This is a genomic window from Bacillus sp. JNUCC-22 (assembly GCF_018861275.1).
In the GTDB taxonomy this organism is placed as follows: domain Bacteria; phylum Bacillota; class Bacilli; order Bacillales; family Bacillaceae; genus Bacillus; species Bacillus velezensis.
Window position 1 is genome coordinate 3,753,766 of the sequence record NZ_CP076408.1, and the last position, 20,952, is coordinate 3,774,717.

The 20,952-nt window shown below is 49.9% G+C and carries 20 protein-coding genes and 1 pseudogene; 9 read left to right on the plus strand and 12 right to left on the minus strand.

Annotated elements, in window-relative coordinates; all coding sequences use genetic code 11:
- Positions 1–10: 10 nt before the first annotated feature.
- Positions 11–1,417, minus strand: coding sequence for an arabinan endo-1,5-alpha-L-arabinosidase AbnB (locus JNUCC22_RS18410; protein ID WP_100001663.1), 1,407 nt, complete (start codon positions 1,415–1,417; stop codon positions 11–13).
- A gap of 241 nt (positions 1,418–1,658) precedes the next feature.
- Here JNUCC22_RS18410 and hutP point away from each other — a divergent pair, with 241 nt between their 5' ends.
- The 6 genes from hutP (at position 1,659) to JNUCC22_RS18440 (ending at position 9,116) form a co-directional block, all read left to right on the plus strand.
- Positions 1,659–2,105 carry a histidine utilization transcription antiterminator HutP gene (gene hutP / locus JNUCC22_RS18415; RefSeq protein WP_007407810.1) on the plus strand — a complete coding sequence of 149 codons (447 nt, stop codon included), beginning with the start codon at positions 1,659–1,661 and terminating at the stop codon, positions 2,103–2,105.
- A 112-nt stretch (positions 2,106–2,217) separates the two neighbouring features.
- On the plus strand, positions 2,218–3,756 hold the full coding sequence (gene hutH / locus JNUCC22_RS18420; RefSeq protein WP_039063838.1) for a histidine ammonia-lyase: 1,539 nt from the start codon (positions 2,218–2,220) through the stop codon (positions 3,754–3,756).
- Positions 3,753–5,417, plus strand: coding sequence for a urocanate hydratase (hutU, locus tag JNUCC22_RS18425; RefSeq protein WP_216061985.1), 1,665 nt, complete (start codon positions 3,753–3,755; stop codon positions 5,415–5,417). The genes hutH and hutU overlap by 4 nt, the downstream gene beginning before the upstream one ends.
- A gap of 1 nt (position 5,418) precedes the next feature.
- Positions 5,419–6,684 carry an imidazolonepropionase gene (hutI, locus tag JNUCC22_RS18430; protein WP_216061986.1) on the plus strand — a complete coding sequence of 422 codons (1,266 nt, stop codon included), beginning with the start codon at positions 5,419–5,421 and terminating at the stop codon, positions 6,682–6,684.
- Positions 6,677–7,627 (plus strand): formimidoylglutamase, encoded by a 951-nt coding sequence (gene hutG, locus JNUCC22_RS18435; RefSeq protein ID WP_108654949.1) that lies wholly within the window; start codon positions 6,677–6,679, stop codon positions 7,625–7,627. Before hutI ends, hutG begins: the two co-directional genes overlap by 8 nt.
- A 70-nt stretch (positions 7,628–7,697) precedes the next feature.
- Entirely contained in the window at positions 7,698–9,116 is a 1,419-nt protein-coding gene (locus JNUCC22_RS18440; protein ID WP_007407815.1) for an amino acid permease, read from the plus strand.
- A gap of 39 nt (positions 9,117–9,155) precedes the next feature.
- Here JNUCC22_RS18440 and JNUCC22_RS18445 read toward each other — a convergent pair whose 3' ends face one another.
- The 7 genes from JNUCC22_RS18445 to JNUCC22_RS18475 form a co-directional block, all read right to left on the minus strand.
- Positions 9,156–10,457, minus strand: a complete 1,302-nt coding sequence (locus tag JNUCC22_RS18445; protein WP_216061987.1) for a pyrimidine-nucleoside phosphorylase — start codon at positions 10,455–10,457, stop codon at positions 9,156–9,158.
- A 27-nt stretch (positions 10,458–10,484) separates the two neighbouring features.
- Positions 10,485–11,666 (minus strand): NupC/NupG family nucleoside CNT transporter, encoded by a 1,182-nt coding sequence (locus JNUCC22_RS18450; protein ID WP_004393280.1) that lies wholly within the window; start codon positions 11,664–11,666, stop codon positions 10,485–10,487.
- Between the two features lie 92 nt (positions 11,667–11,758).
- Positions 11,759–12,427: a deoxyribose-phosphate aldolase gene (gene deoC, locus JNUCC22_RS18455; RefSeq protein ID WP_004393277.1), complete on the minus strand. Its 669-nt coding sequence runs from the start codon at positions 12,425–12,427 to the stop codon at positions 11,759–11,761.
- Between the two features lie 90 nt (positions 12,428–12,517).
- Positions 12,518–13,459, minus strand: coding sequence for a DNA-binding transcriptional repressor DeoR (locus JNUCC22_RS18460; protein ID WP_007407818.1), 942 nt, complete (start codon positions 13,457–13,459; stop codon positions 12,518–12,520).
- 70 nt (positions 13,460–13,529) lie between these two features.
- A complete protein-coding gene (gene yidA, locus JNUCC22_RS18465; protein ID WP_015240895.1) occupies positions 13,530–14,342 on the minus strand; it encodes a sugar-phosphatase in 813 nt (270 codons plus the stop codon).
- A gap of 68 nt (positions 14,343–14,410) precedes the next feature.
- Positions 14,411–14,935: a hypothetical protein gene (locus JNUCC22_RS18470; protein ID WP_007407820.1), complete on the minus strand. Its 525-nt coding sequence runs from the start codon at positions 14,933–14,935 to the stop codon at positions 14,411–14,413.
- On the minus strand, positions 14,925–15,344 hold the full coding sequence (locus JNUCC22_RS18475; protein ID WP_007407821.1) for a lipocalin family protein: 420 nt from the start codon (positions 15,342–15,344) through the stop codon (positions 14,925–14,927). Before JNUCC22_RS18475 ends, JNUCC22_RS18470 begins: the two co-directional genes overlap by 11 nt.
- 110 nt (positions 15,345–15,454) lie before the next feature.
- On the opposite strand from JNUCC22_RS18475, the gene JNUCC22_RS18480 reads away from it, so the two are divergent.
- On the plus strand, positions 15,455–15,841 hold the full coding sequence (locus JNUCC22_RS18480; RefSeq protein ID WP_007407822.1) for a hypothetical protein: 387 nt from the start codon (positions 15,455–15,457) through the stop codon (positions 15,839–15,841).
- A gap of 160 nt (positions 15,842–16,001) precedes the next feature.
- Entirely contained in the window at positions 16,002–16,364 is a 363-nt protein-coding gene (locus tag JNUCC22_RS18485) for a hypothetical protein (RefSeq protein ID WP_007407823.1), read from the plus strand.
- Between the two features lie 50 nt (positions 16,365–16,414).
- On the opposite strand, the pseudogene JNUCC22_RS18490 reads toward JNUCC22_RS18485, so the two are convergent.
- A pseudogene (locus JNUCC22_RS18490) lies at positions 16,415–16,806 on the minus strand (hypothetical protein).
- A gap of 129 nt (positions 16,807–16,935) precedes the next feature.
- Here JNUCC22_RS18490 and JNUCC22_RS18495 point away from each other — a divergent pair.
- Positions 16,936–17,898, plus strand: a complete 963-nt coding sequence (locus JNUCC22_RS18495) for an iron-hydroxamate ABC transporter substrate-binding protein (RefSeq protein ID WP_150941523.1) — start codon at positions 16,936–16,938, stop codon at positions 17,896–17,898.
- A 40-nt stretch (positions 17,899–17,938) separates the two neighbouring features.
- Here the strand turns inward: JNUCC22_RS18495 and JNUCC22_RS18500 are convergent, their stop codons facing one another.
- From JNUCC22_RS18500 to yxdL, 3 genes are read right to left on the minus strand one after another with little or no spacing between them, the layout of a single operon-like run.
- Complete coding sequence (locus tag JNUCC22_RS18500; RefSeq protein WP_012118831.1) at positions 17,939–18,286, minus strand: YxeA family protein; 348 nt, start codon at positions 18,284–18,286, stop codon at positions 17,939–17,941.
- A 13-nt stretch (positions 18,287–18,299) separates the two neighbouring features.
- Positions 18,300–20,168 (minus strand): ABC transporter permease YxdM, encoded by a 1,869-nt coding sequence (gene yxdM / locus JNUCC22_RS18505; RefSeq protein ID WP_038460444.1) that lies wholly within the window; start codon positions 20,166–20,168, stop codon positions 18,300–18,302.
- Positions 20,143–20,916 (minus strand): ABC transporter ATP-binding protein YxdL, encoded by a 774-nt coding sequence (gene yxdL, locus JNUCC22_RS18510; RefSeq protein ID WP_007614823.1) that lies wholly within the window; start codon positions 20,914–20,916, stop codon positions 20,143–20,145. Before yxdL ends, yxdM begins: the two co-directional genes overlap by 26 nt.
- Between the last annotated feature and the right edge of the window lie 36 nt (positions 20,917–20,952).

The window sequence follows — 20,952 nt, forward strand, 5'->3', positions numbered from 1 at the left end:
AGGTGCTTTTTTATTTCACTCCCCAAACAGCCTCCCCATCACCGCTCAGCACACTAAACGTCACAACTTCTTTCTCTCTCGCTGAGTCCCATTCTTTCAGAAAGACGCCGTCATAATTTGTGCCGTTCAGGTTGATTCGGGCTTTGCTGCTGTCCGTTTTTGTCCAGGTTCCGGTCATTTCCCCGGAAATGGTGCCGTCGTTGTTAAGCCGGATGTTTTTTGGGTTTTTGATCGTAGCTGTGATGTCTTTTCCGTGCTGGATGAGTTTGTAGGTTCCGGATGCGGCGGATGCCGATATGTGTGTATCCGGTTCTCCCGCGTAGCGGTATGGCGCTGCAACGGGCCATCCGTCTTTGTTCATGTACAGCCGATGTACTCTGACTTCGTGCTCTTCGCCTCTGTTCGGGAAACGGGTGTGGAAAATGAGGTATGATCGTTTCGTTTTCCCGTCGTAAAACACGGAGTTGTGTCCCGGCGATACGTACCCCGTGCCTTTTTCAGATTGTGAGGCGAAGCTGTAGCCGCCCATGAGTTTGACCCCGTACGGTTCAATTGCTTTGTCGTCGAAGAAACTGCCGTCTTTTCCTTTGGCATCAAGCATGTTATGGCCTGCGGCGTCATAGTACGGACCGTCCGGATTTTTAGAGCGCGCCACACGCATATGATAACCGCCGGCTGCGTCAAGTCCGCCGAATGACAGATACAGATAGTAATATTTCGTTTCCGGATTGTAGCTGATGTACGGGCCTTCGATTCTGCTGTGATTTCCGCCGAGCAGTTTTTTTCCGTAGCCTTGGTTCGGGAGCGGGAAACCGGTTTTCGGATTCATTTCCAGTATGAAAATCCCGCCGGAGTAAGAGCCGTACACCATCCAGAGCTTGCCTTTATGGTCAAAAAACGTTTGCGGGTCTACGACGTTCGGGTGAACGTTTGCATTATACGTCGTGCCGTCTTCGCTTTTTCCTTCCATGCCCGATTTCAAAAAGATGCCTTTGTTTTTGTAGGGTCCTTCGATTTTGTCACTCACGGCGACACCGAGAGCGGATCGCGGCGAGTCTCCTTTACAGGCGTTATAGTACATGTAATATTTCCCGTCAGACAGCTGGGCGACGTCCGGCGCCCACAGCGTATCAGACTGGGCCCAGTCGAATGTCTCTTTTAATTCGGTGTAGACGTTCGGGATCAGGGGATTATTGGGATTGACGCTTGAAGACATCTGCTGCCACTGCATCAGGTTTTTCGACTTGGCGGAAGCCAAATGTGAGCCGAATACATAATATGTATCGCCTGTTTTAATGACGGACGGATCATGCACGCTGACCTCTGAAAAAACCGGATGCTGGGCTTTTGCCTGCGGCAGAGTGAATCCGATGACCGCTGCTGAGACCAGGCACACACGAAAGAAACTGGTTTTCATTTTCTGAAATCTCCTCGCTCTCTTCTTTTCTTAAAACGCTTTCAAGACAACGCTCCATTTTATGATGCGGATGGCGGAAATATGTGATCAACAGCGCCGGCTTCGCGATGTACCGCTTTACTTCGATAACAATCTGATTTGTGAAAGACTGGAAAAAAAGTTTTGACTTCTGATTCGCAAACACTTAATATAAAAAACAGTTACTAGTTATCAGAATATTTAAGAATTGAGTGAAGCATATATGACCTTACACAAAGACCGCCGCATCGGGCGCTTATCCGTCCTTCTTCTGCTTCATGAGACTGAAGAAAACCAGCAGATCAGACGGCTGGAACGGGACGGCTGGAAAGTCTGTCTCGGCAGGGTGGGTTCAATGGATGCGCATAAGGTGGTAGCTGCAATTGAAACCGCTTCCAAAAAGAGCGGCGTCATTCAATCTGAGGGTTATCGCGAATCACATGCGCTGTATCACGCTACAATGGAAGCTTTGCACGGAGTGACGCGGGGCGAAATGCTGCTTGGCTCGCTGCTTCGTACCGTGGGCCTGAAGTTTGCCGTCTTGCGGGGAAATCCGTATGAAAGCGAGGCGGAAGGCGATTGGATCGCCGTTTCACTTTACGGCACGATCGGAGCTCCGATTAAGGGGCTTGAGCACGAAACATTCGGAGTCGGAATTAATCACATATGAATCAGCCCATAGATTTCAGATGATAGGGGGCTATGCGTGAAATATCATTTTCATGGCATAGCTCCTTTTTGTATGGGCGCTTTACCAAAGTAAAGGAAAAGGGGTTGAAATGATGGTGACGTTAGACGGTTCCTCACTGACAACCGCAGATGCCCAGCGTGTGCTGTTTGATTTTGAAGAGGTTCAAGCATCTGCCGAAAGCATGGAACGTGTGAAAAAAAGCAGGGCGGCGGTTGAACGGATCGTTCAAGAGGAGAAGACCATTTACGGGATTACGACGGGATTCGGCAAGTTCAGCGATGTGCTGATTCAAAAAGAAGACGCCGCGGATCTGCAGCTGAATCTGATTCTTTCTCACGCGTGCGGCGTCGGTGATCCGTTTCCGGAATCTGTATCGCGGGCCATGCTGCTTTTGCGCGCCAATGCCCTGCTGAAAGGCTTTTCCGGCGTGCGGACTGAGCTGATTGATCAACTGCTCGCGTATCTCAATCATCGCATTCACCCGGTCATCCCGCAGCAAGGGTCACTGGGGGCGAGCGGGGATTTAGCGCCGCTTTCTCATCTCGCACTGGCGCTTATCGGTCAAGGCGAAGTCTTTTACGAAGGGGCCCGGATGCCGACAGCTCATGCTTTAGAACAGACAAACCTTCAGCCGGCCGTCCTGACCTCTAAGGAAGGACTCGCGCTGATCAACGGAACGCAGGCCATGACCGCGATGGGGCTGATCGCTTACCTCGAAGCCGAAAAGCTGGCCTATCAGTCGGAACGGATCGCGAGCTTAACGATCGAAGGCCTTCAGGGTATTATCGATGCGTTTGACGAGGACATTCATGCCGCCCGCGGTTATCAGGAACAGATGGATGTCGCAGAGCGAATCCGCTATTACTTGTCAGACAGCAAGCTGACGACCGTCCAAGGGGAGCTGCGTGTCCAGGACGCCTATTCGATCCGCTGTATTCCTCAAGTCCACGGCGCATCATGGCAGACATTAGCGTATGTAAAAGAAAAATTAGAAATTGAGATGAATGCCGCGACAGATAACCCGCTCATTTTCGAAGACGGCGCCAAAATCATCTCAGGCGGAAACTTTCACGGACAGCCGATCGCCTTTGCCATGGATTTTCTCAAAGTGGCGGCGGCCGAGCTTGCGAATATTTCTGAACGCCGGATCGAACGGCTTGTGAATCCGCAGCTGAATGACCTGCCGCCCTTTCTGAGCCCTCAGCCCGGCTTACAATCCGGAGCGATGATCATGCAATATGCGGCGGCCTCCCTCGTGTCAGAAAATAAAACCCTGGCCCATCCCGCCAGTGTCGATTCCATTCCTTCATCGGCAAACCAGGAGGATCACGTCAGCATGGGAACCATCGCCTCAAGGCACGCCTACCAGATCATTGCGAATACGAGACGGGTGCTTGCCGTTGAAGCCATTTGCGCGCTGCAGGCCGTGGAGTACCGGGGTGCGGAACATTGCGCCTCGTACACAAAACAGCTCTATCACGAAATGAGAAACATCGTGCCGTCCATACAAGAAGACCGCGTGTTTTCTTATGACATCGAGCATCTGAGTGACTGGCTGAAGAAGGAGTCTTTTCTGCCGAATGAGCATCACCAAAAACTGATGACCAATGAAGGGGGACTTACAAGATGACTGATGTAAAGAAATCAATCCGCGCCGGCCGCGGCACCGAACTTGAATGCTTAGGATGGGAGCAGGAAGCCGTGCTCCGCATGCTCCGAAACAACCTTGACCCGGAGGTTGCCGAAAAGCCGGAGGATCTGATCGTATACGGCGGCATAGGCAAGGCCGCACGAAACTGGGATGCTTTTCACGCGATTGAGCGTTCCCTCAAAATGTTAAAAGATGATGAAACACTGCTGATCCAATCCGGAAAACCGGTCGGACTGTTCCGCACGCACAGCCGCGCGCCCCGCGTCCTGCTGGCTAATTCGGTTCTCGTGCCGAAATGGGCGGATTGGGAGCATTTCCATGACCTTGAGAAAAAAGGGCTGATGATGTACGGGCAGATGACGGCCGGCAGCTGGATTTATATCGGCTCACAAGGTATTTTGCAGGGCACCTATGAAACCTTTGCGGAGCTTGCGAGACAGCATTTCAGCGGCAGTCTGAAAGGAACCCTTACGCTGACGGCCGGACTTGGCGGAATGGGAGGCGCCCAGCCGCTGTCCGTCACAATGAATGATGGCGTCGTCATCGCCGTTGAAGCGGATGAAACACGGATTGATAAACGGATGGAAACAAACTATTGCGACCGGAAAACCTCATCAATTGATGAAGCGCTGCGCTGGGCCGAAGCAGCCAGACAAGCCGGAGAACCTTTATCGATCTGCCTTCTCGGCAATGCGGCTGAGGTGCATCATGAGCTTTTGAACCGCGGCGTCCATATTGACATCGTGACCGATCAGACTTCAGCTCACGACCCGCTGATCGGCTATATTCCGGCAGGATACTCACTTGAAGAGGCCGACCGCCTGCGCCGGGATCAGCCTGAATTATACGTAAGGCTTTCCAAGCAGAGTATGAAAAAGCATGTGGAAGCCATGCTCGCCTTCAAGAAAAAAGGTGCCGTCGTCTTTGATTACGGCAACAATATCCGCCAGGCTGCCAAAGATGAGGGTCTCGCCGATGCTTTTGATTTTCCGGGATTCGTTCCCGCCTACATCCGGCCTTTATTTTGTGAAGGAAAAGGGCCGTTCCGCTGGGCCGCGCTGTCGGGTGACCCTGAAGATATATACCGCACGGACGCTTTATTAAAAGAGATGTTTCCCGAAAATCAAGCCCTTCACCGCTGGATTGACATGGCACAGAAAAAAGTCACATTCCAAGGCCTGCCGTCCCGTATTTGCTGGCTCGGCTACGGTGAACGGGAAAAGATGGGGCTCGCCATCAATGAATTGGTCAGAAACGGCGAGCTGAAAGCCCCGATCGTCATCGGAAGAGACCATTTAGACTGCGGATCTGTCGCCTCTCCGAATCGGGAAACAGAAGCGATGAAAGACGGAAGCGACGCGGTCGGCGATTGGGCGGTGCTGAACGCGCTGATCAACACGGCCTCAGGCGCAAGCTGGGTTTCTTTTCACCACGGCGGGGGCGTCGGCATGGGGTATTCCCTTCACGCGGGAATGGTCGCGGTCGCTGACGGCAGCATCCTTGCGGAACAGCGGCTTTCCCGCGTTCTGACAAGCGATCCGGGAATGGGCATCATCCGCCATGCGGACGCAGGTTATGAAAAAGCGGCTCAAGTCGCCGAGGAACAAGACATTATGATACCGATGAAAAAGGAGCGGTAACATGCCGAAACAAATAGATACCATACTCACCAACATCGGCCAGCTGCTGACGATGGAATCCGGCGGCCCCCGATCAGGCGGGAGCATGCAGGATCTTCGTGTCACGGAAGATGCCGTCATCGGCATTTCCGACGGGCGCATTGTTTTTGCCGGACATCAAGGAGCGGAGGAAGGATACGAGGCAAGAGACATCATCGACTGCGGGGGACGGCTCGTCACCCCCGGCCTCGTCGATCCCCATACCCATCTTGTATTCGGAGGGTCCCGGGAAAAAGAACTGAATTTAAAAATTCAGGGCATGTCCTATTTGGATATTTTGGCGCAAGGCGGCGGTATTTTGTCAACGGTCAAAGACACGAAAGCCGCTTCCGAAGAAGAACTGATTGAAAAAGGGCTTTTTCACCTCGGACGCATGCTGTCATACGGCATCACGACGGCAGAAGTAAAAAGCGGGTACGGACTCGACAAAGACACGGAGCTGAAACAGCTGACCGCGGCGAAGAAACTGGGCGAACGCCAGCCGATCGACCTTGTCACAACTTTTATGGGGGCACACGCCATTCCGCCTGAGTACCGGAACAGCCCTGACGAATTTCTGAATCGCATGCTGCAGCTTTTGCCTGAAATAAAAGAAAAAGGCTTCGCGCAATTTGCCGATATTTTCACAGAAACAGGCGTCTTTACCGTCAGCCAGTCGCGGGACTACCTGAAAAAGGCGTCTGAAGCTGGTTTCGGCCTGAAAATCCATGCTGATGAGATTGACCCGCTCGGCGGCGCGGAATTGGCGGCAGAGCTGCATGCTGTTTCTGCCGATCATTTGGTGGGGGCGTCTGACGAAGGCATCGAAAAGCTAGCGGCGTCCGGAACAATCGCCGTCCTGCTGCCGGGCACGACTTTCTATCTCGGCAAACACACTTATGCGAGAGCCCGGGAGATGATTGATGCGGGCGTACGGGTCAGTTTGGCGACTGACTTCAACCCGGGCAGCTCACCGACGGAAAATCTCCAGCTCATTATGTCGATTGCCGCGCTTCATTTAAAAATGACCGCAGAAGAAATCTGGCACGCTGTCACCGTTAATGCCGCGTATGCGATCGGAAAAGGCGAAGAGGCCGGACAAATTAAAGCCGGACGGGCGGCTGACATTGTCATTTGGGAAGCGCCGAATTACATGTATATCCCGTATCATTACGGCGTCAATCATGTCCGCCGTGTCATCAAGAACGGAAAGACGGTCGTTTCAAGGGAGGGAGCCGCTCTTGGATAAGTATCCGTTTCTGCAAAAAGCCGGCTCCCTCTTCAACGACCGCCATGTGACAAGGATCGGCGATGTGACGGAAGCGTGGGCGGGACAACCGATCAAAGGGCCGGCTTTGATCGGCGTTCCGCTTTCTAAGTCGTCAATCAGCCATTCCGGCGCCTGCTTTGCACCCGGTGCGATCCGCCGGGCGCTCGGCGGGATTTCCGCTTATTCCGCGGAGCTGCGGGAGCATGTCATTAACCATCTGTACGATATCGGCGATATTCAGATTCACGTCACGGATGTCGTCACATCTCACGAACACATTTATCGGACCATTCATGACATTCTGGCGGACCAGCCTGACTGGGTGCCCGTCATTCTCGGCGGCGACAACTCCATCAGTTATTCCACCATCAAAGCCATTGCGGAAACGAAAGGAACAACAGCCGTCTTTCAATTCGACGCCCACCACGACGTCCGCAACACAGAAGACGGCGGACCGACAAACGGCACGCCATTCCGCCGGCTGTTAGATGAAAATATCATAAGCGGACAAAACCTGATTCAGCTTGGGATCAGGGAGTTCAGCAACAGCTTGGCATATGAACAATACGTAAAAGAGCGGCAGGCAGACGTGCATACAATGGAGATGATCCGGGAGAAAGGGCTCCTCCGAACGATACAAGAGGTCTTGCCGGCCGTTCAAAAAAGAGCCGAGGCCATCTTTATTTCGGTTGATATGGATGTGCTGGATCAAGCTCATGCGCCCGGCTGCCCCGCGATCGGCCCCGGAGGCCTGTATACCGAAGAACTGCTTCAGGCGGTCCGGTTTTTAGCCAGTGAGGCTGACATCTCGGGTATTGAGATCGTTGAGGTTGATCCGACACTTGATTTTCGCGACATGACAAGCCGGGCAGCCGCACACGTCATTTTACATGCATTAAAGGGATTTAAATTGTCACGTTAAAGTCAAATTCGGCACGCGTGCTCTCGGCTGCCGGAAGATTCTCACGCCACGCAAAAAGGGGGAGATCACGATGGATGTTGATCAAGGCGGCAATCAACTAAAGCGCACGATGAAAAGCAGGCACTTATTTATGATTTCATTGGGAGGGGTCATCGGCACGGGGCTGTTTTTGAGCACAGGGTATACATTGAGCCAGGCCGGGCCGGGCGGGACGATCGCCGCTTACCTGATCGGCGGCTTGATGATGTATCTTGTCATGCAGTGTCTCGGAGAATTGTCAGTAGCCATGCCTGTGACCGGTTCATTTCAAACGTATGCGACAACGTTTATCGGGCCGTCCACGGGCTTTATGGTCGGTATCATGTATTGGGTGAATTGGGTGGTGACGGTAGGATCGGAGTTTACAGCTTCCGGTATCCTTATGCAGCGCTGGTTTCCCCACAGCAGCGTCTGGATGTGGAGCGCGATTTTCGCGGCTCTCCTTTTTGCCGCCAATGCATTCTCCGTTAAATTGTTTGCAGAAACAGAGTTTTGGTTTTCCAGCGTCAAAATCGTTACCATCCTTTTATTTATCATCTTAGGCGGCGCCGCGATGTTCGGTTTGATTTCATTGCACGGTTCGGGTGAAGCTCCGATGCTGTCGAATTTCACCTCGCACGGCGGACTGTTTCCGAACGGCTTTCTTGCGGTTTTCATTGCAATGATTTCCGTAAGCTTTGCCTTTTCAGGGACGGAGCTGATCGGAATTACAGCGGGTGAAACCGCCAATCCGGCAAAAGATATTCCGCGTTCGATCCGAAATGTCGCCTGGAGAACGGTCATCTTTTTTATCGGCGCCATTTTTGTGCTGTCCGGACTGATCTCCTGGAAGGAAGCTGGTGTGATTGAAAGCCCGTTTGTCGCGGTCTTTTCCCAAATCGGTATCCCATACGCCGCAGATATCATGAATTTCGTGATTTTAACGGCTTTGCTTTCGGTCGCCAACTCCGGACTGTACGCTTCCACCCGGATGCTGTGGTCTCTTGCGAATGAAAACATGATCAGCGCCCGGTTCAAAAAAGTCACGCCAAAAGGCATTCCGCTGAATGCTCTGCTCGCCAGCATGGCCGTTTCCTGCATATCCTTGATCTCAAGCATCGCCGCCCCGGGCACGGTCTACGTGGTGCTCGTGGCAATAGCCGGATTTGCCGGCGTCGTGGTGTGGATGAGCATCGCCCTGTCTCAGCTGTTATTTCGAAAACATTATGTGAAAAACGGCGGACGCGTCTCGGATCTGACCTTCCGCACACCGTTATACCCTCTCGTTCCGATCGCCGCTGTGATCTTATGTTTCGCTTCATGCGTAGGCCTTGCATTTGATCCTAATCAAAGAATCGCCCTCTTCTGCGGAATTCCTTGTATGATCCTGTGCTATCTCATTCGTTTTTTGAGAAAGAAACAGCCGAAACAATCCGTCCGTGACATTCATTTGGATAAAACCATGCCATAAAAAAAGGCACATACTGATGAGGTATGTGCCTTTCTTCTCTTATTCCGTAATCAGCGTATGAATCAGTTTCGGCGCTTCCGCTTTTTCTGAGATGCGGATGTTGTCATAGACTTTGGCGGTCACGTCTTCAACGTTTTCGCGGTTGGCGTAAAGGGTGACGAGCGGTTCGCCTTTTTCGACGTTGTCACCGACTTTTTTGCGGAGCATAATGCCGACGGCAAGATCGATTTCGTCCTCTTTTGTCGCACGTCCCGCGCCCAACAGCATCGCTGCGACGCCGATTTCGTCAGCGACGATTTCTGAAACGACACCCGCTTCTTTTGCCGGAACGTCAATTTTGTACGCCGCCTGCGGAAGTTTGGACGGATCGTCAACGACAGAAGCGTCTCCTCCCTGATTGCTCAGGAACTCTTTGAACTTTTCAAGCGCTTTGCCGTTTTTCATGACTTCCTGAAGCTTTGTTCTCGCTTCTTCCAATGTCTCAGCTTTTTTCGCCAATACGACCATTTGGCTGCCGAGCGTGAGGACGAGTTCGTTTAAGTCTTCAGGCCCTTCCCCTCTTAATGTATCAATGGCTTCTTGTACTTCCAGGGCATTCCCGATCGCAAAACCGAGCGGCTGCGACATGTCAGAAATCACGGCCATCGTCTGGCGGCCGACGTTGTTTCCGATGCGCACCATTGCTTTGGCGAGGTTCACGGCGTCTTCATCCGTTTTCATAAACGCCCCGGCTCCCGTTTTGACGTCAAGCACGATGGCATCTGCTCCGGCGGCGATTTTTTTACTCATAATTGAGCTTGCGATCAGCGGGATGGAGTTCACCGTACCCGTTACATCACGCAGCGCATACAGCTTTTTATCGGCAGGCGTCAAATTGCCGCTTTGTCCGATGACGGCTACCTTGTCGCGGTTCACAAGCTTGATGAATTCATCTTTTGATAATTCCACGTGGAAGCCTTCGATCGCTTCCAGCTTATCAATGGTTCCCCCCGTATGGCCGAGACCGCGGCCGGACATTTTAGCGACGGGAACGCCGAGCGCCGCGACGAGCGGTGCGAGTACGAGAGTTGTCGTGTCGCCGACCCCGCCCGTAGAGTGCTTGTCGACCTTAATGCCTTCAATGGCGGAGAGATCAATCGTTTCCCCTGAATTCACCATCGCCATTGTCAGATCGGCGCGCTCCTGATCTGTCATATCCTGAAAGTAAACCGCCATAGCCAGCGCGCTTGCCTGATAATCAGGGATGCTTCCGTCCGTGTATCCTTTTACGAAAAATTGAATTTCTTCTGTTGTCAGTTCTTTTCCATTTTGTTTTTTTACAATAAGATCTACCATTCTCATGATCTATCACCTGTCCTTCATTTATGTTCAGTGAATCAATCCGACGATCGCCGCTGTCAGGAAGCTGACGAGCGTTGCGCCGTACAGCAGCTTCAGCCCGAACCGCGCGACGACGTTTCCTTGTTTTTCATGCAGCCCTTTCACCGCACCGGTAATGATTCCGATAGAGGAGAAATTCGCGAATGAGACAAGGAATACAGATACCACTGCCTGTGTATGCGCACTGAAATGGAAATCGCCGGATGAGAGTGTCTGCATCGCCACAAATTCATTCGATACCATTTTCGTCGCCATAATGCTTCCGGCGCTCACCGCTTCATTCCACGGAATACCGGTTAAAAACGCAAACGGCGCGAAGACATATCCGAGCAGCGCCTGGAATGTAATGCCGAAGACCGCATTAAAAACGCCGTTGACCAGAGCAATGAGTGCGACAAATCCGATCAGCATCGCCGCTACGACGACGGCGACTCTGAATCCATCCATTATATACTCACCGAGCACTTCAAAAAAGGATTGCTTTTCTTCTTCAGGAACGACGATCAAATCCTCTTCTTTGCTGACGGTGTACGGGTTGATGATAGAAGCGATGATAAATCCGCCGAATAAGTTCAGCACAAGCGCCGTCACGACGTATTCAGGCTTCAGCATCATCATGTAAGAACCGACGATCGACATTGAGACCGTCGACATTGCGGACGCACAAAGCGTATATAAGCGCTGTTCAGTAAGATAACCGAGCTGTTTTTTCAAACTGATAAAGACTTCTGATTGCCCTAAAATCGCGGATGCGACAGCGTTGTAAGATTCGATTTTCCCCATTCCGTTCACCTTGCTTAACGCAAGACCGATATACTTCGTGATGAAGGGGAGGACCTTCCAATGCTGCAGAATTCCGATTAAAGCGGATATAAAGACGATCGGCAGAAGCACGCTCATGAAGAACGTCGTCTGTTTCGCATTCACAAGCCCGCCGAATACAAAGTTAATCCCTTCTGATGCATATTCCAGCAAGTAGTTAAATCCTTTTGCAAAACCGCCGACAAGAAAATTCCCGATACCGGTGTTGAGGAGAATATAACCGAGAATCAGCTGCAGCACGAGCATGACGGCGATCGGCCGGATTCTGATTCTTTTTTTGCCGTTGCTGGCAAGCCAGGCAAGACCTAAAAACACAATGATTCCGATAATTCCGATGAGATACTTCATATGTGTTCTCCTTTTATTTGTATTCGCTTACAATTTTTTATGCATCAACAAAGAAAGAGGATGGCGGAAGCTTTCGGCTTCCGCACTGCTGATTAATAGTCGCTGCTGCCGCTGTCTCCGCCGCTCACGATAGAGACGCCCGCACTTGCGCCGATCCGGCTCGCGCCCGCAGCGATCATGCTGTCAACATCAGCTTTTGTTCTGATGCCGCCTGATGCTTTGACCCCGATGTCCGGTCCGACTGTTTTTCTCATGAGAGCGATATCTTCAGCCGTTGCCCCGCCTGTAGAAAAACCGGTAGACGTTTTGACGAAATCTGCGCCTGCGGATACCGCCAAGCGGCACGCGCGCTCTTTTTCTTCATCTGTCAAAAGGCATGTTTCGATGATCACTTTGACGAGCGCTTTTTTATCAGCTGCTTCAACTACCGCGCGGATATCAGCTTCAACCGCTTCATCATCGCCGTCTTTTAATGCGCCGATATTGATGACCATGTCAACCTCAGTGGCTCCTTTTGAGATGGCATCCTTCGTTTCAAATGCTTTTGTTTCCGATGTCGTTGCGCCGAGAGGAAATCCGATAACGGTGCAAACGTCAACTCCAGTGCCCTTCAGTTCCTCCGCTGCGAGTTTGACCCAAGTCGGGTTTACACAAACGGAAGCGAATTTATATTCTTTTGCTTCTTTTATCAGTTGTAAAATATCCGCTTTTTGTGTATGCGGTTTCAAAGCAGTATGGTCTATTTGACTTGCAATTGACATTGTATGCACTTCCTTTTTCCTAGGATACGTTTAGAATAACCGAATTTTGAACATATGTAAATTGGTAATTGAAATTATGTTCATGAATTGTCACAATTCTTGAATGAGTTTTTTGGCCGTATGCTGATCGGTAATCAAAACGTTGGCGTACTTTCCTTTCAGGGCACCGTGAATGGCCTTGCATTTTCTGCTGCCGCCTGCCACCAGAATCGAACGCTCTTTCATTTTCAAGTCGCTGAGCTCAACTCCGATCGTCCTGCCGTTAATGCTGCTGCTGCAAATCCTGCCTTCCTCGTCAAAAAAGCGCGAACAAATATCGCCGACTCCGCGTGCTTTCAGCAATTGTTTCTCTTCTTCCCGGAAATAGCCGAGTCTGAAAAGCAGCGCCTCATCCCGGACGGTTCCGACCGTAAACAGGGCGATATTGGCTTGTCTGCCCATTTCAATGATCCGCTTAATATGTCTGTCCCGCTCGACCATCTGTTTCACATCGGCGCTGTCAAATATAACCGGCAGCGGTAAATACCTCGGCATGGTCTGAAATGCTTCGGCGAACAGCTGAATCGTTTCTGACGAGTACGTATTGACATTGGAATGACTGATGCCGCCTTTCAGCTGCACGACTTCAACGCTCTTTACCTGCTTCGGCTCCATGCGGCTTGCGATCTGGTACATCGTCGTCCCCCAGCTTACGCCGAGTATATCGCCGTCCTTTACGGTTTTATGCATATAGTCTGCGCCATAGCGGCTTAAGTAATGTGTAATGGCCTGGTAATCGTCGCTTGGAGAAAAGACGACGTGCGCCTCAAGCAGCCCGTATTTTTCTTCCAGCTTCGCGCCGAGTTCGTCCAGATCCTCAAACGGGTCCATGACGCGAATTTGAACATACCCTTTTTCCTTTGCGTACTGAAGCAGCCTTGAAACGGTGGGGCGTGACAGATCAAGCCGTTCGGCGATCTGCTGCTGGCTGTAATCTGATTGATAATATAGTTTTGCCGCTTCTATGCTGAGCTGCTGTTTTTCACGATCCATGTCGCGCCTCCCCTCTCCGCTTATCATATCACCAAAACACGCGGTAAAAAAGCACCCTCTGATGGGGTGCCTATTTTTTCAGCACAAGCTCCTGAATCGCATGCGCCACGCCGTGTTCGTTATTTGATTTCGTTTCAAAATCAGCTATCTCCCTTACTTCCGGGATGGCATTGGCCATTGCCACACCGCAGCCGGCCCACTGAATCATGGACATGTCGTTGCCGTTATCGCCGATTGCCATGACGTCTTTCTGTTCAATGCCGAGTTTTTCGGCCAGCAGCTTGACTGCGTTTCCTTTACTGACTTTCGGGTGAAGAATCTCATGGAAGAATGGCGCGCTTTTGACCATTGTGTATGTTTCCTTGAATGATTCCGGAATGGAAGCGATCGCTTTCTCCAGCTTGTCCGGATCGTCAATGAACATGACTTTCGGAATCAGAATATCCTTCGGCACTTCATCGATCGTGCGGAAATGAAGCGGCACTTTCGTAATGTATGATTCGTATACCGTGTATTCACTGATATCCCGGTTCGGCGTGTACAGATTGGCTGTGTCAAAGTAATGCATCGGAGTATCCAGCTGTAAGCTCAGCTCGTAAAGCGACTTCAAATCCTCATAACCTAATGACTGCTCGGCCACGACACCGTTTGTATACGTATTTTGGACGAGTGCGCCGTTATAGGCAATCACAAAGTCGCCTTCTTCCTGTAAGTTCAGCTCTTCCAAATACCGACGCACGCCGCCGATCGGCCGGCCCGTGCACAGGACGATATTGACCCCTTCCGCTTTGGCGGCATCAAGCGCCCCGCGGACTTCAGCCGTCACTTCATGATGATCGTTTAGTAGTGTTCCGTCCATATCTATTGCGATTAACTTGTACATCCTGCATCTCCTTTGTATCCTTTTCTTCTTATGCTTTCATCATATCGTTTTTTCGTTTCAATGAAAAATCAAACGGACGAGTTTCTCCGCCTTCTCTTCGTAAACCGGGCCTGCCTCCGGATGCGGGGCCGTCTTTTCCCCTTGTCAGCTTGTTCGCCGCCGTCATCTGTTTTCTGCTTCAAGAGCATCAGCCCCGCCGCAAAGAAAGGGACGGCCGCTATGTCCAGAAGGGCAAGCTTTATTCCCATCGCTGCGGGAAAGTATGCCCATAATGAACGGCTGTTCCGCCTGATCATGATATAAGAAACGATTTCCAGCAGGATAAACAGAGCGTTCACCCACAAGTAAATGAGCATTGCCGCAAACAGAAACAGCAGGAGCGTATTCCGCAGCGTGCCGGAAAACAGAAGAGCGCGCATCATATCAAAGAATGAAAAAGACTGCATGCTTCCGTTGACGACATTGGGATTGTAAATGGTAAAACGCCCGAACTGATCAAAAAGCATAAAAAATAACCATAACAGTGAAAACCATTGAATGATATGTACGATGACACCCGTCAAAACGAGTCTGTCGGCAGCCTTATTTCTCATGTGCATCCTCCCCGCCGGTTTTTATTCTTGTCATTGTTTTTGTTTCTCCGTATATCTTCCAAATGAGCGTACCGTTTTTTCCTCTTTTCAACGTGCTTTTGACGGGGTGCGGATGGCCGAGGTATTCAATCTCGATCGTCCCGTCCGTGTTTTGTGAGATCACCTTGTACACATCTGAGGGCATGGCAACCTCGCCGCGGCCTTGAATGACCTGCTTTGTCAGCACGCTGTCTTTCGTAAACGTGACGGTTTCAGATCTGACCCCGTCCATCGGGCCCGGCTTCAGCCCTGCATCCCATGTCCCGTAATAAAAAGGGGTATCGTCTGCTTTCTTTTGCGAGCAGCCTGTTATCATGACGCATCCGAAAACAAGAACCGTCATGATGAAAATCCGTATGTTCCGCAACATGATCACCTTCCTTTGAAGCTTTTTTACGCCTGTAACTTAGGCGGATGCCGTGGCACTGTGCAATTGACTACATAGTGTATAAAGACTTCACTAGATAAGGAGAATGATGAATGAACCCATATCAGTACTACACCCCGCCTGCCTATTTCCCTCAGCAGCAGGAATACGAAGTGAACCGCGTTGAGTATGAGCCGTATCAGCAGCAGGAAAGCTATTATTATGCGCCCCCTCAGTCCGAAGAGCGGCAGCCGACAGGTTTAGAACGGAGAGTCGCCCAGCTTGAAAGACAAAACGCCGAGCAAACGAGAGAGCTCACCCGCCTCTCACAAGAAGACCAGCGCCAAAACCGGGAAATCACGCGTATGAATGAGCAGATCAGACGGCTGAGCCAGTCCATTGAAATCCATACCCGCCGCTTAAACCGTTTGAATCAGCGCCTGCGCGCAGTCGAAAACAGACTCAATATTCCTTTTCACGCTACAGAAGGCGGCTTCTGAGAAAAAGGGCCGGAATACAAAGCTCGACAGGCCATCCCGAGCCTTGTATTCCGCTCTGTACATAACAGGTAAATATTTGAATCCTTTTCTTGCATGAATGCCTCTCCTATTCTTTCACATGATAAATGTGTAAAATCAATCACTCCAGGAGGTTTTCATGATGTATCAAAACCAATACAGCGGAAATCAGCTGCAGCAATGCCGCCAAACAGCACAGCAGCTTATTCAGCAGACACAGCAAAGCAGTCAGCAGTACAAGCAAATGCTCCAGCAGGAACAGCAAAACATTCAAATGCTTCAGCAGATGCTTAACCATGAACAGCATGCCGTTCATACCATTCAGCAAGCGCTGCAGGGGCATGAAGCGGCCATTCAGAAATGCCAGCAAATCGTGAATGTGTGCAATCAGCTTCAGCAGGAAGTAAGCGGACACATGCCTGCACCGATGGCAAACGCTAATGTTTCTTCATTCCCGCAAACACAGCATCACACACCGTTTCAGCAGCATTCATACCAGCAATAGGCCGGTCATGCAAATGACAAAGCGCGAGATACCGGCTTTGTCATTTGTTTTTATCTCTGTTTTGTCAGATCAATGCGATGAGCGGGTTTTCCGCCGAATTTTGCTTCCGCCTCATGCCTTACCGCTTCAAACGCTCTTGCTTCGACGTTTTGTTTAAACACATCAAGCTGTATCAAATAAGCCGCCCGCACTTTCAGCCCGTGAATGATGGAGATGACCCATAAAGGCAGCACGATATACACGCCCGGCGTGCTCGGCAGCACAAAAGCAATTGCTAAAATAATAAAATAATAAGTCCGTATTTCAGCCATTTTTTGTTCTTAGCCCGGTAGCCGATATAGAAAAAGGCCAAGAAAGCGGTCAGCGCAAACGGCGCAAAAGTCAGCAGCAGCCACCAGCTGTGCAGCACTTCCCACCAAGTCCCTCTTTTCGTAATCAACATTCATTCCTCTTCCTTTACTACTATAACATGGATAATCAAGGAAGGTTTTCTATAAAAAACATAGACGGAATGACGTCTTCCTGCTATATTAATAATGATAATCATTATCACTGAAATAGGGGGATCATTATGAAGAAACAATCATGGCTGATCGGCCTGGCACTTCTGCTTGTTTTCGCATTAAGCGCTTGCAGCGGCGCGAAGGAAAACAACGGATCGGCATCAGGCAAAGGAAAGACAGACATGCGTACATATGAATCAACAAAAGGAAATATTGACATACCCGCACATCCGAAACGGATCGTCACTGACTTTTATGCAGGTGAGCTGCTGTCCGTTGACGCAAATGTCGTCGGGGCGGGCTCATGGGCTTTCAAAAATCCGTTTATCAAAAAACAGCTGAAAAACATCACGGACATCGGCAATCCCGTCAATGTGGAGAAAGTGATGCAGCTGAAGCCTGATTTAATCGTGCTGATGAAGGATGACCAATACGAGAAACTATCGAAAATCGCACCGACGATTGTCATTCCTTTTAACACCGCAAAGAATACGAAAGATACGGTCAGCCTATTCGGCGACATTGCCGGGGCGAAGGATAAAGCCAAAAGCTTTATGGCAGACTTCAACAAAAAAGCCGAAGCGAATCAAAAGCGCCTCAAAAACGTGATCGGCAAAGGCGAGACAGTCGGCCTTTATGAAACGACGGATAAAGGCGAAATCTGGATTTTCAATGACAATTCCGGCCGCGGCGGCCAAGCCGTTTATAACGCGCTCGGATTGAAAGCGCCGGCCAAAATTGAAAAAGACATCATGAAAACGGGCGCCATGAAACAGGTTTCCCAAGAGGTCATCCCTCAATATGCGGCTGATTATATGTTCATTACCGATTACAATCCGAATGGAGAAAGCAAAACATTTGAGCGTCTGAAAGATTCATCCGTTTGGAAAAATCTCGATGCCGTAAAAAACAATCGTGTCTTTATCAACGATTTCAACACCTTCTATCCTTATGACCCGATTGCCGTCAGCAAACAGATGGATATCATCACCGACATGCTGATCAAACGGGCTGAAGAAAATAAAAAATAAAAAAAGCGGCACAGTCATGACACTGTGCCGCTTTTCCTGTTCACTTTAATTTTGACTGTACGGAGCCCGGCATATCTTCAAACCTGACTTCTTCCCAGGTCTCGACATACTTTCCTTTCGCCTTCACCTTCAAATACGCGTTCTTCCGAAGGTCTTTCGCGGCGTAAAAGGTCACTTCTTCTTTTTTCCCGGATGCGTTGTATCCGTCTAATGTATACTCAGTACCGCCCGGGCTAAGATGTTTGCCATCTCGATCAATCTGCACATAGACGTCTTGCTGGTGAATAAACGGATTAAATCTGTCTGTAACATCGTTATGAAAAAAGAGAAGTCCGTATATGACGGCAGCGGCCGCCAAGACGGCCAGGATTGCCAATGCTTTTTTCATCTGTGCACTCCCCTTACTTGTTCATTTTTTTCAAATAGCTTGACCGCACTGTGAGGAAGAACAGAAGCTGAAAAATGAAAAACCCTCCGATAGTGAAACTGAGCGGCCCCGCTACATCGGAATAGCCTTCCACGGCCAATGTTCTCAAGGCAAACAGTGTATGCATGACGGCAATGACGAAAGGAAAGAAAAAGAGAATCGCCAATTGTATCGTCACGCTTTGTGCCATTTCACGCTCACTCAGGCCGATTTTAGCCAGTGAACGGTAGCGCTCCCGGTCCTCATCTAAATCAGTGAACAGCCTGAAATATAAGAAACTTGCTGCCGCGACAAAGAATACAATTGCGATAAACAGGCCGATAAATAAACTCAGGCTCGGCAGCTGCACCGTATCATAGTACGTCCCGGCTTTTGCCATAAAATCAGAATGCACGTCGATATAGTTGCCGCAAATCTCATTTTTCAAGGATTGGCTGATCCCAAGACTGTCTTTCCAATGATCATAGCTGTAGCCGTATAATGACGCTTTTTCACCGAGTGATTTAAGCTGATCAAAGGTTTGATCGTTCACCGCAATGACGGCATTTAATGAAATCAGCGGTTTTTCGACTTCTTTTACCGTCAGTTTTTGGTCAGACGGCTTGCCTTTTTGGTTCAGCAGCTTCAGCTGATCCGGCGCTTCGTTTTTGAAATTGCGGTCATACGTGCCCGGGAAATAGACAGCCTCATCATGTTTCAGGCCGTTCAGCTTGACATGGAAGTATGTTGACACATCCGATTCGCTGATCATGTAAACAGGCGGAACAGTATCTCCTTCCTGATAGCGGACATAGGAAACATTTATTTTGTCTTTCTTATACGTAAAGCCGTGTGTTTTCAGTTCATGGTCAATTTTTTTCAAATGAGTCTGTTCTTTTGGGTTGCCGCTGTAAGATAAATACTCCATCTCATAAGCGGACTCTTCCGCCCCGACGGTCGATTTGTACATCGCGAGCACGCCTGTCGCCGTAAACGCTACCGCGGAAATAATGCTGACAATAAAGAACAGGCGGGCGTTGTCTTTTAAACGATAGACAAGGTCAGAAACCCAAATGACATTTTTCCCGCGCAGATAAAAGGTTTTCCACTTCTTCAGCGCGCGCAGAATCCAGATGCTGCTTTGGCTGAAAAAGAAATACGTGCCGATGACGGTAAGCAGTAAAATGATGAACGGTTGAGTCCCGTGGACATTGCCTTTCAGAACCATGCCGTACCCGCCGCACAGGCAGGCGATGCCGAATATAGACAGAAGCACGGACGGCTTCGGCTCCGGCTTGATCTTGTCAGTGCCCTTTATTAATTTGATCACCGTATTTGATCTGACAAAAAGGATCGTGAACTGCGATAAAAGGAAAAATAAGAGCAGAAATCCCCCGGCCGTAATGCCGAGCGCTTTCCAAGGCATGTACAGAGGCAGCGCGTCCATTTCTAAAATATAAGCGCCGACCGTAAAGAACGTTTTTGAAAAAATGAAGCCTCCGATAATCCCCGCTGCGATCGACATGACGCCGATGATCATGTTTTCCGCCGTAATGAGCTTTCTCAGCTGCACCGGCGTAATGCCCTGCATCAGCAGGATGCCGAATTCTTTATTTCTCGATTTCAAAAATGCGTTAACCGAATACAGAACAAATAAGAAAGAAAAAACAAAGATCATCCATTCCGCGGCGGTTAAGCCTTTTCTGGCGATGTTATTCAGGTAGCCTTCCTTTAGTGCCGGATGAAACAGGAACATCGCAAAGGTAAAGAAAATCAAAACGGAAAAAGCGCTGCTTAAAAAGAAAGCAAGATAGGCCCTTTTGTTTCTCGTGACGTTTTTATAAGCGAACTGAAGAAAGGTCATTTGCGTTTCCCCCCAGCATAGACAGCACATCAAGAATCTGCTCATAAAAGACTTGGCGGTTTTCCCCGCGGTAAATCTCATTAAACAGTTCGCCGTCTTTTATAAAGATGACGCGGCGGCAGTAGCTTGCCGCAACCGGATCATGGGTCACCATCAAAGCCGTGATATGATCATCCTGATTCAGGCTCTGCATCGTTTCCATGACGTCTTTTGACGCTTTGGAATCAAGGTTTCCCGTCGGTTCATCGGCCAGAATGAGTGACGGCTTATGAATGACCGCTCTTGCGATGGCGGCCCGCTGGCGCTGTCCGCCGGATACTTCAAACGTCCGTTTGTTGAGCAGGTCTTCAATTCCGAGCTTTGCCGCGATGCCGTGCAGTTTTTCTTCCATGACAGACGGCGCTTCTTTTTCAAGCGTTAACGGCAGCATGATATTTTCACCGATTGTCAGTGTGTCCAGAAGGTTGAAATCCTGAAACACAAATCCGAGCTGCTTGCGGCGGAAATGAGCGAGCTTTGTCCGCTTCAGCCGGTGCGGGTTTTCTCCATGAATCAGGATATCGCCTGAATCCGGCCGGTCGATCGTTGAAATGATATTCAAAAGCGTTGTTTTTCCGGAGCCGGACGGTCCCATCACCGCCGTGAACCCGCCTTCTTCTATTGAAAACGAAATTTGTTTTAAAGCTTGATAGGACACTTGTCCTTTATAGGTTTTATTTATATGTTTGACTTCAAGCATATTCGCCATGAAAATCCTCCTTATGGTTTTATTCTTGTTGGTCTG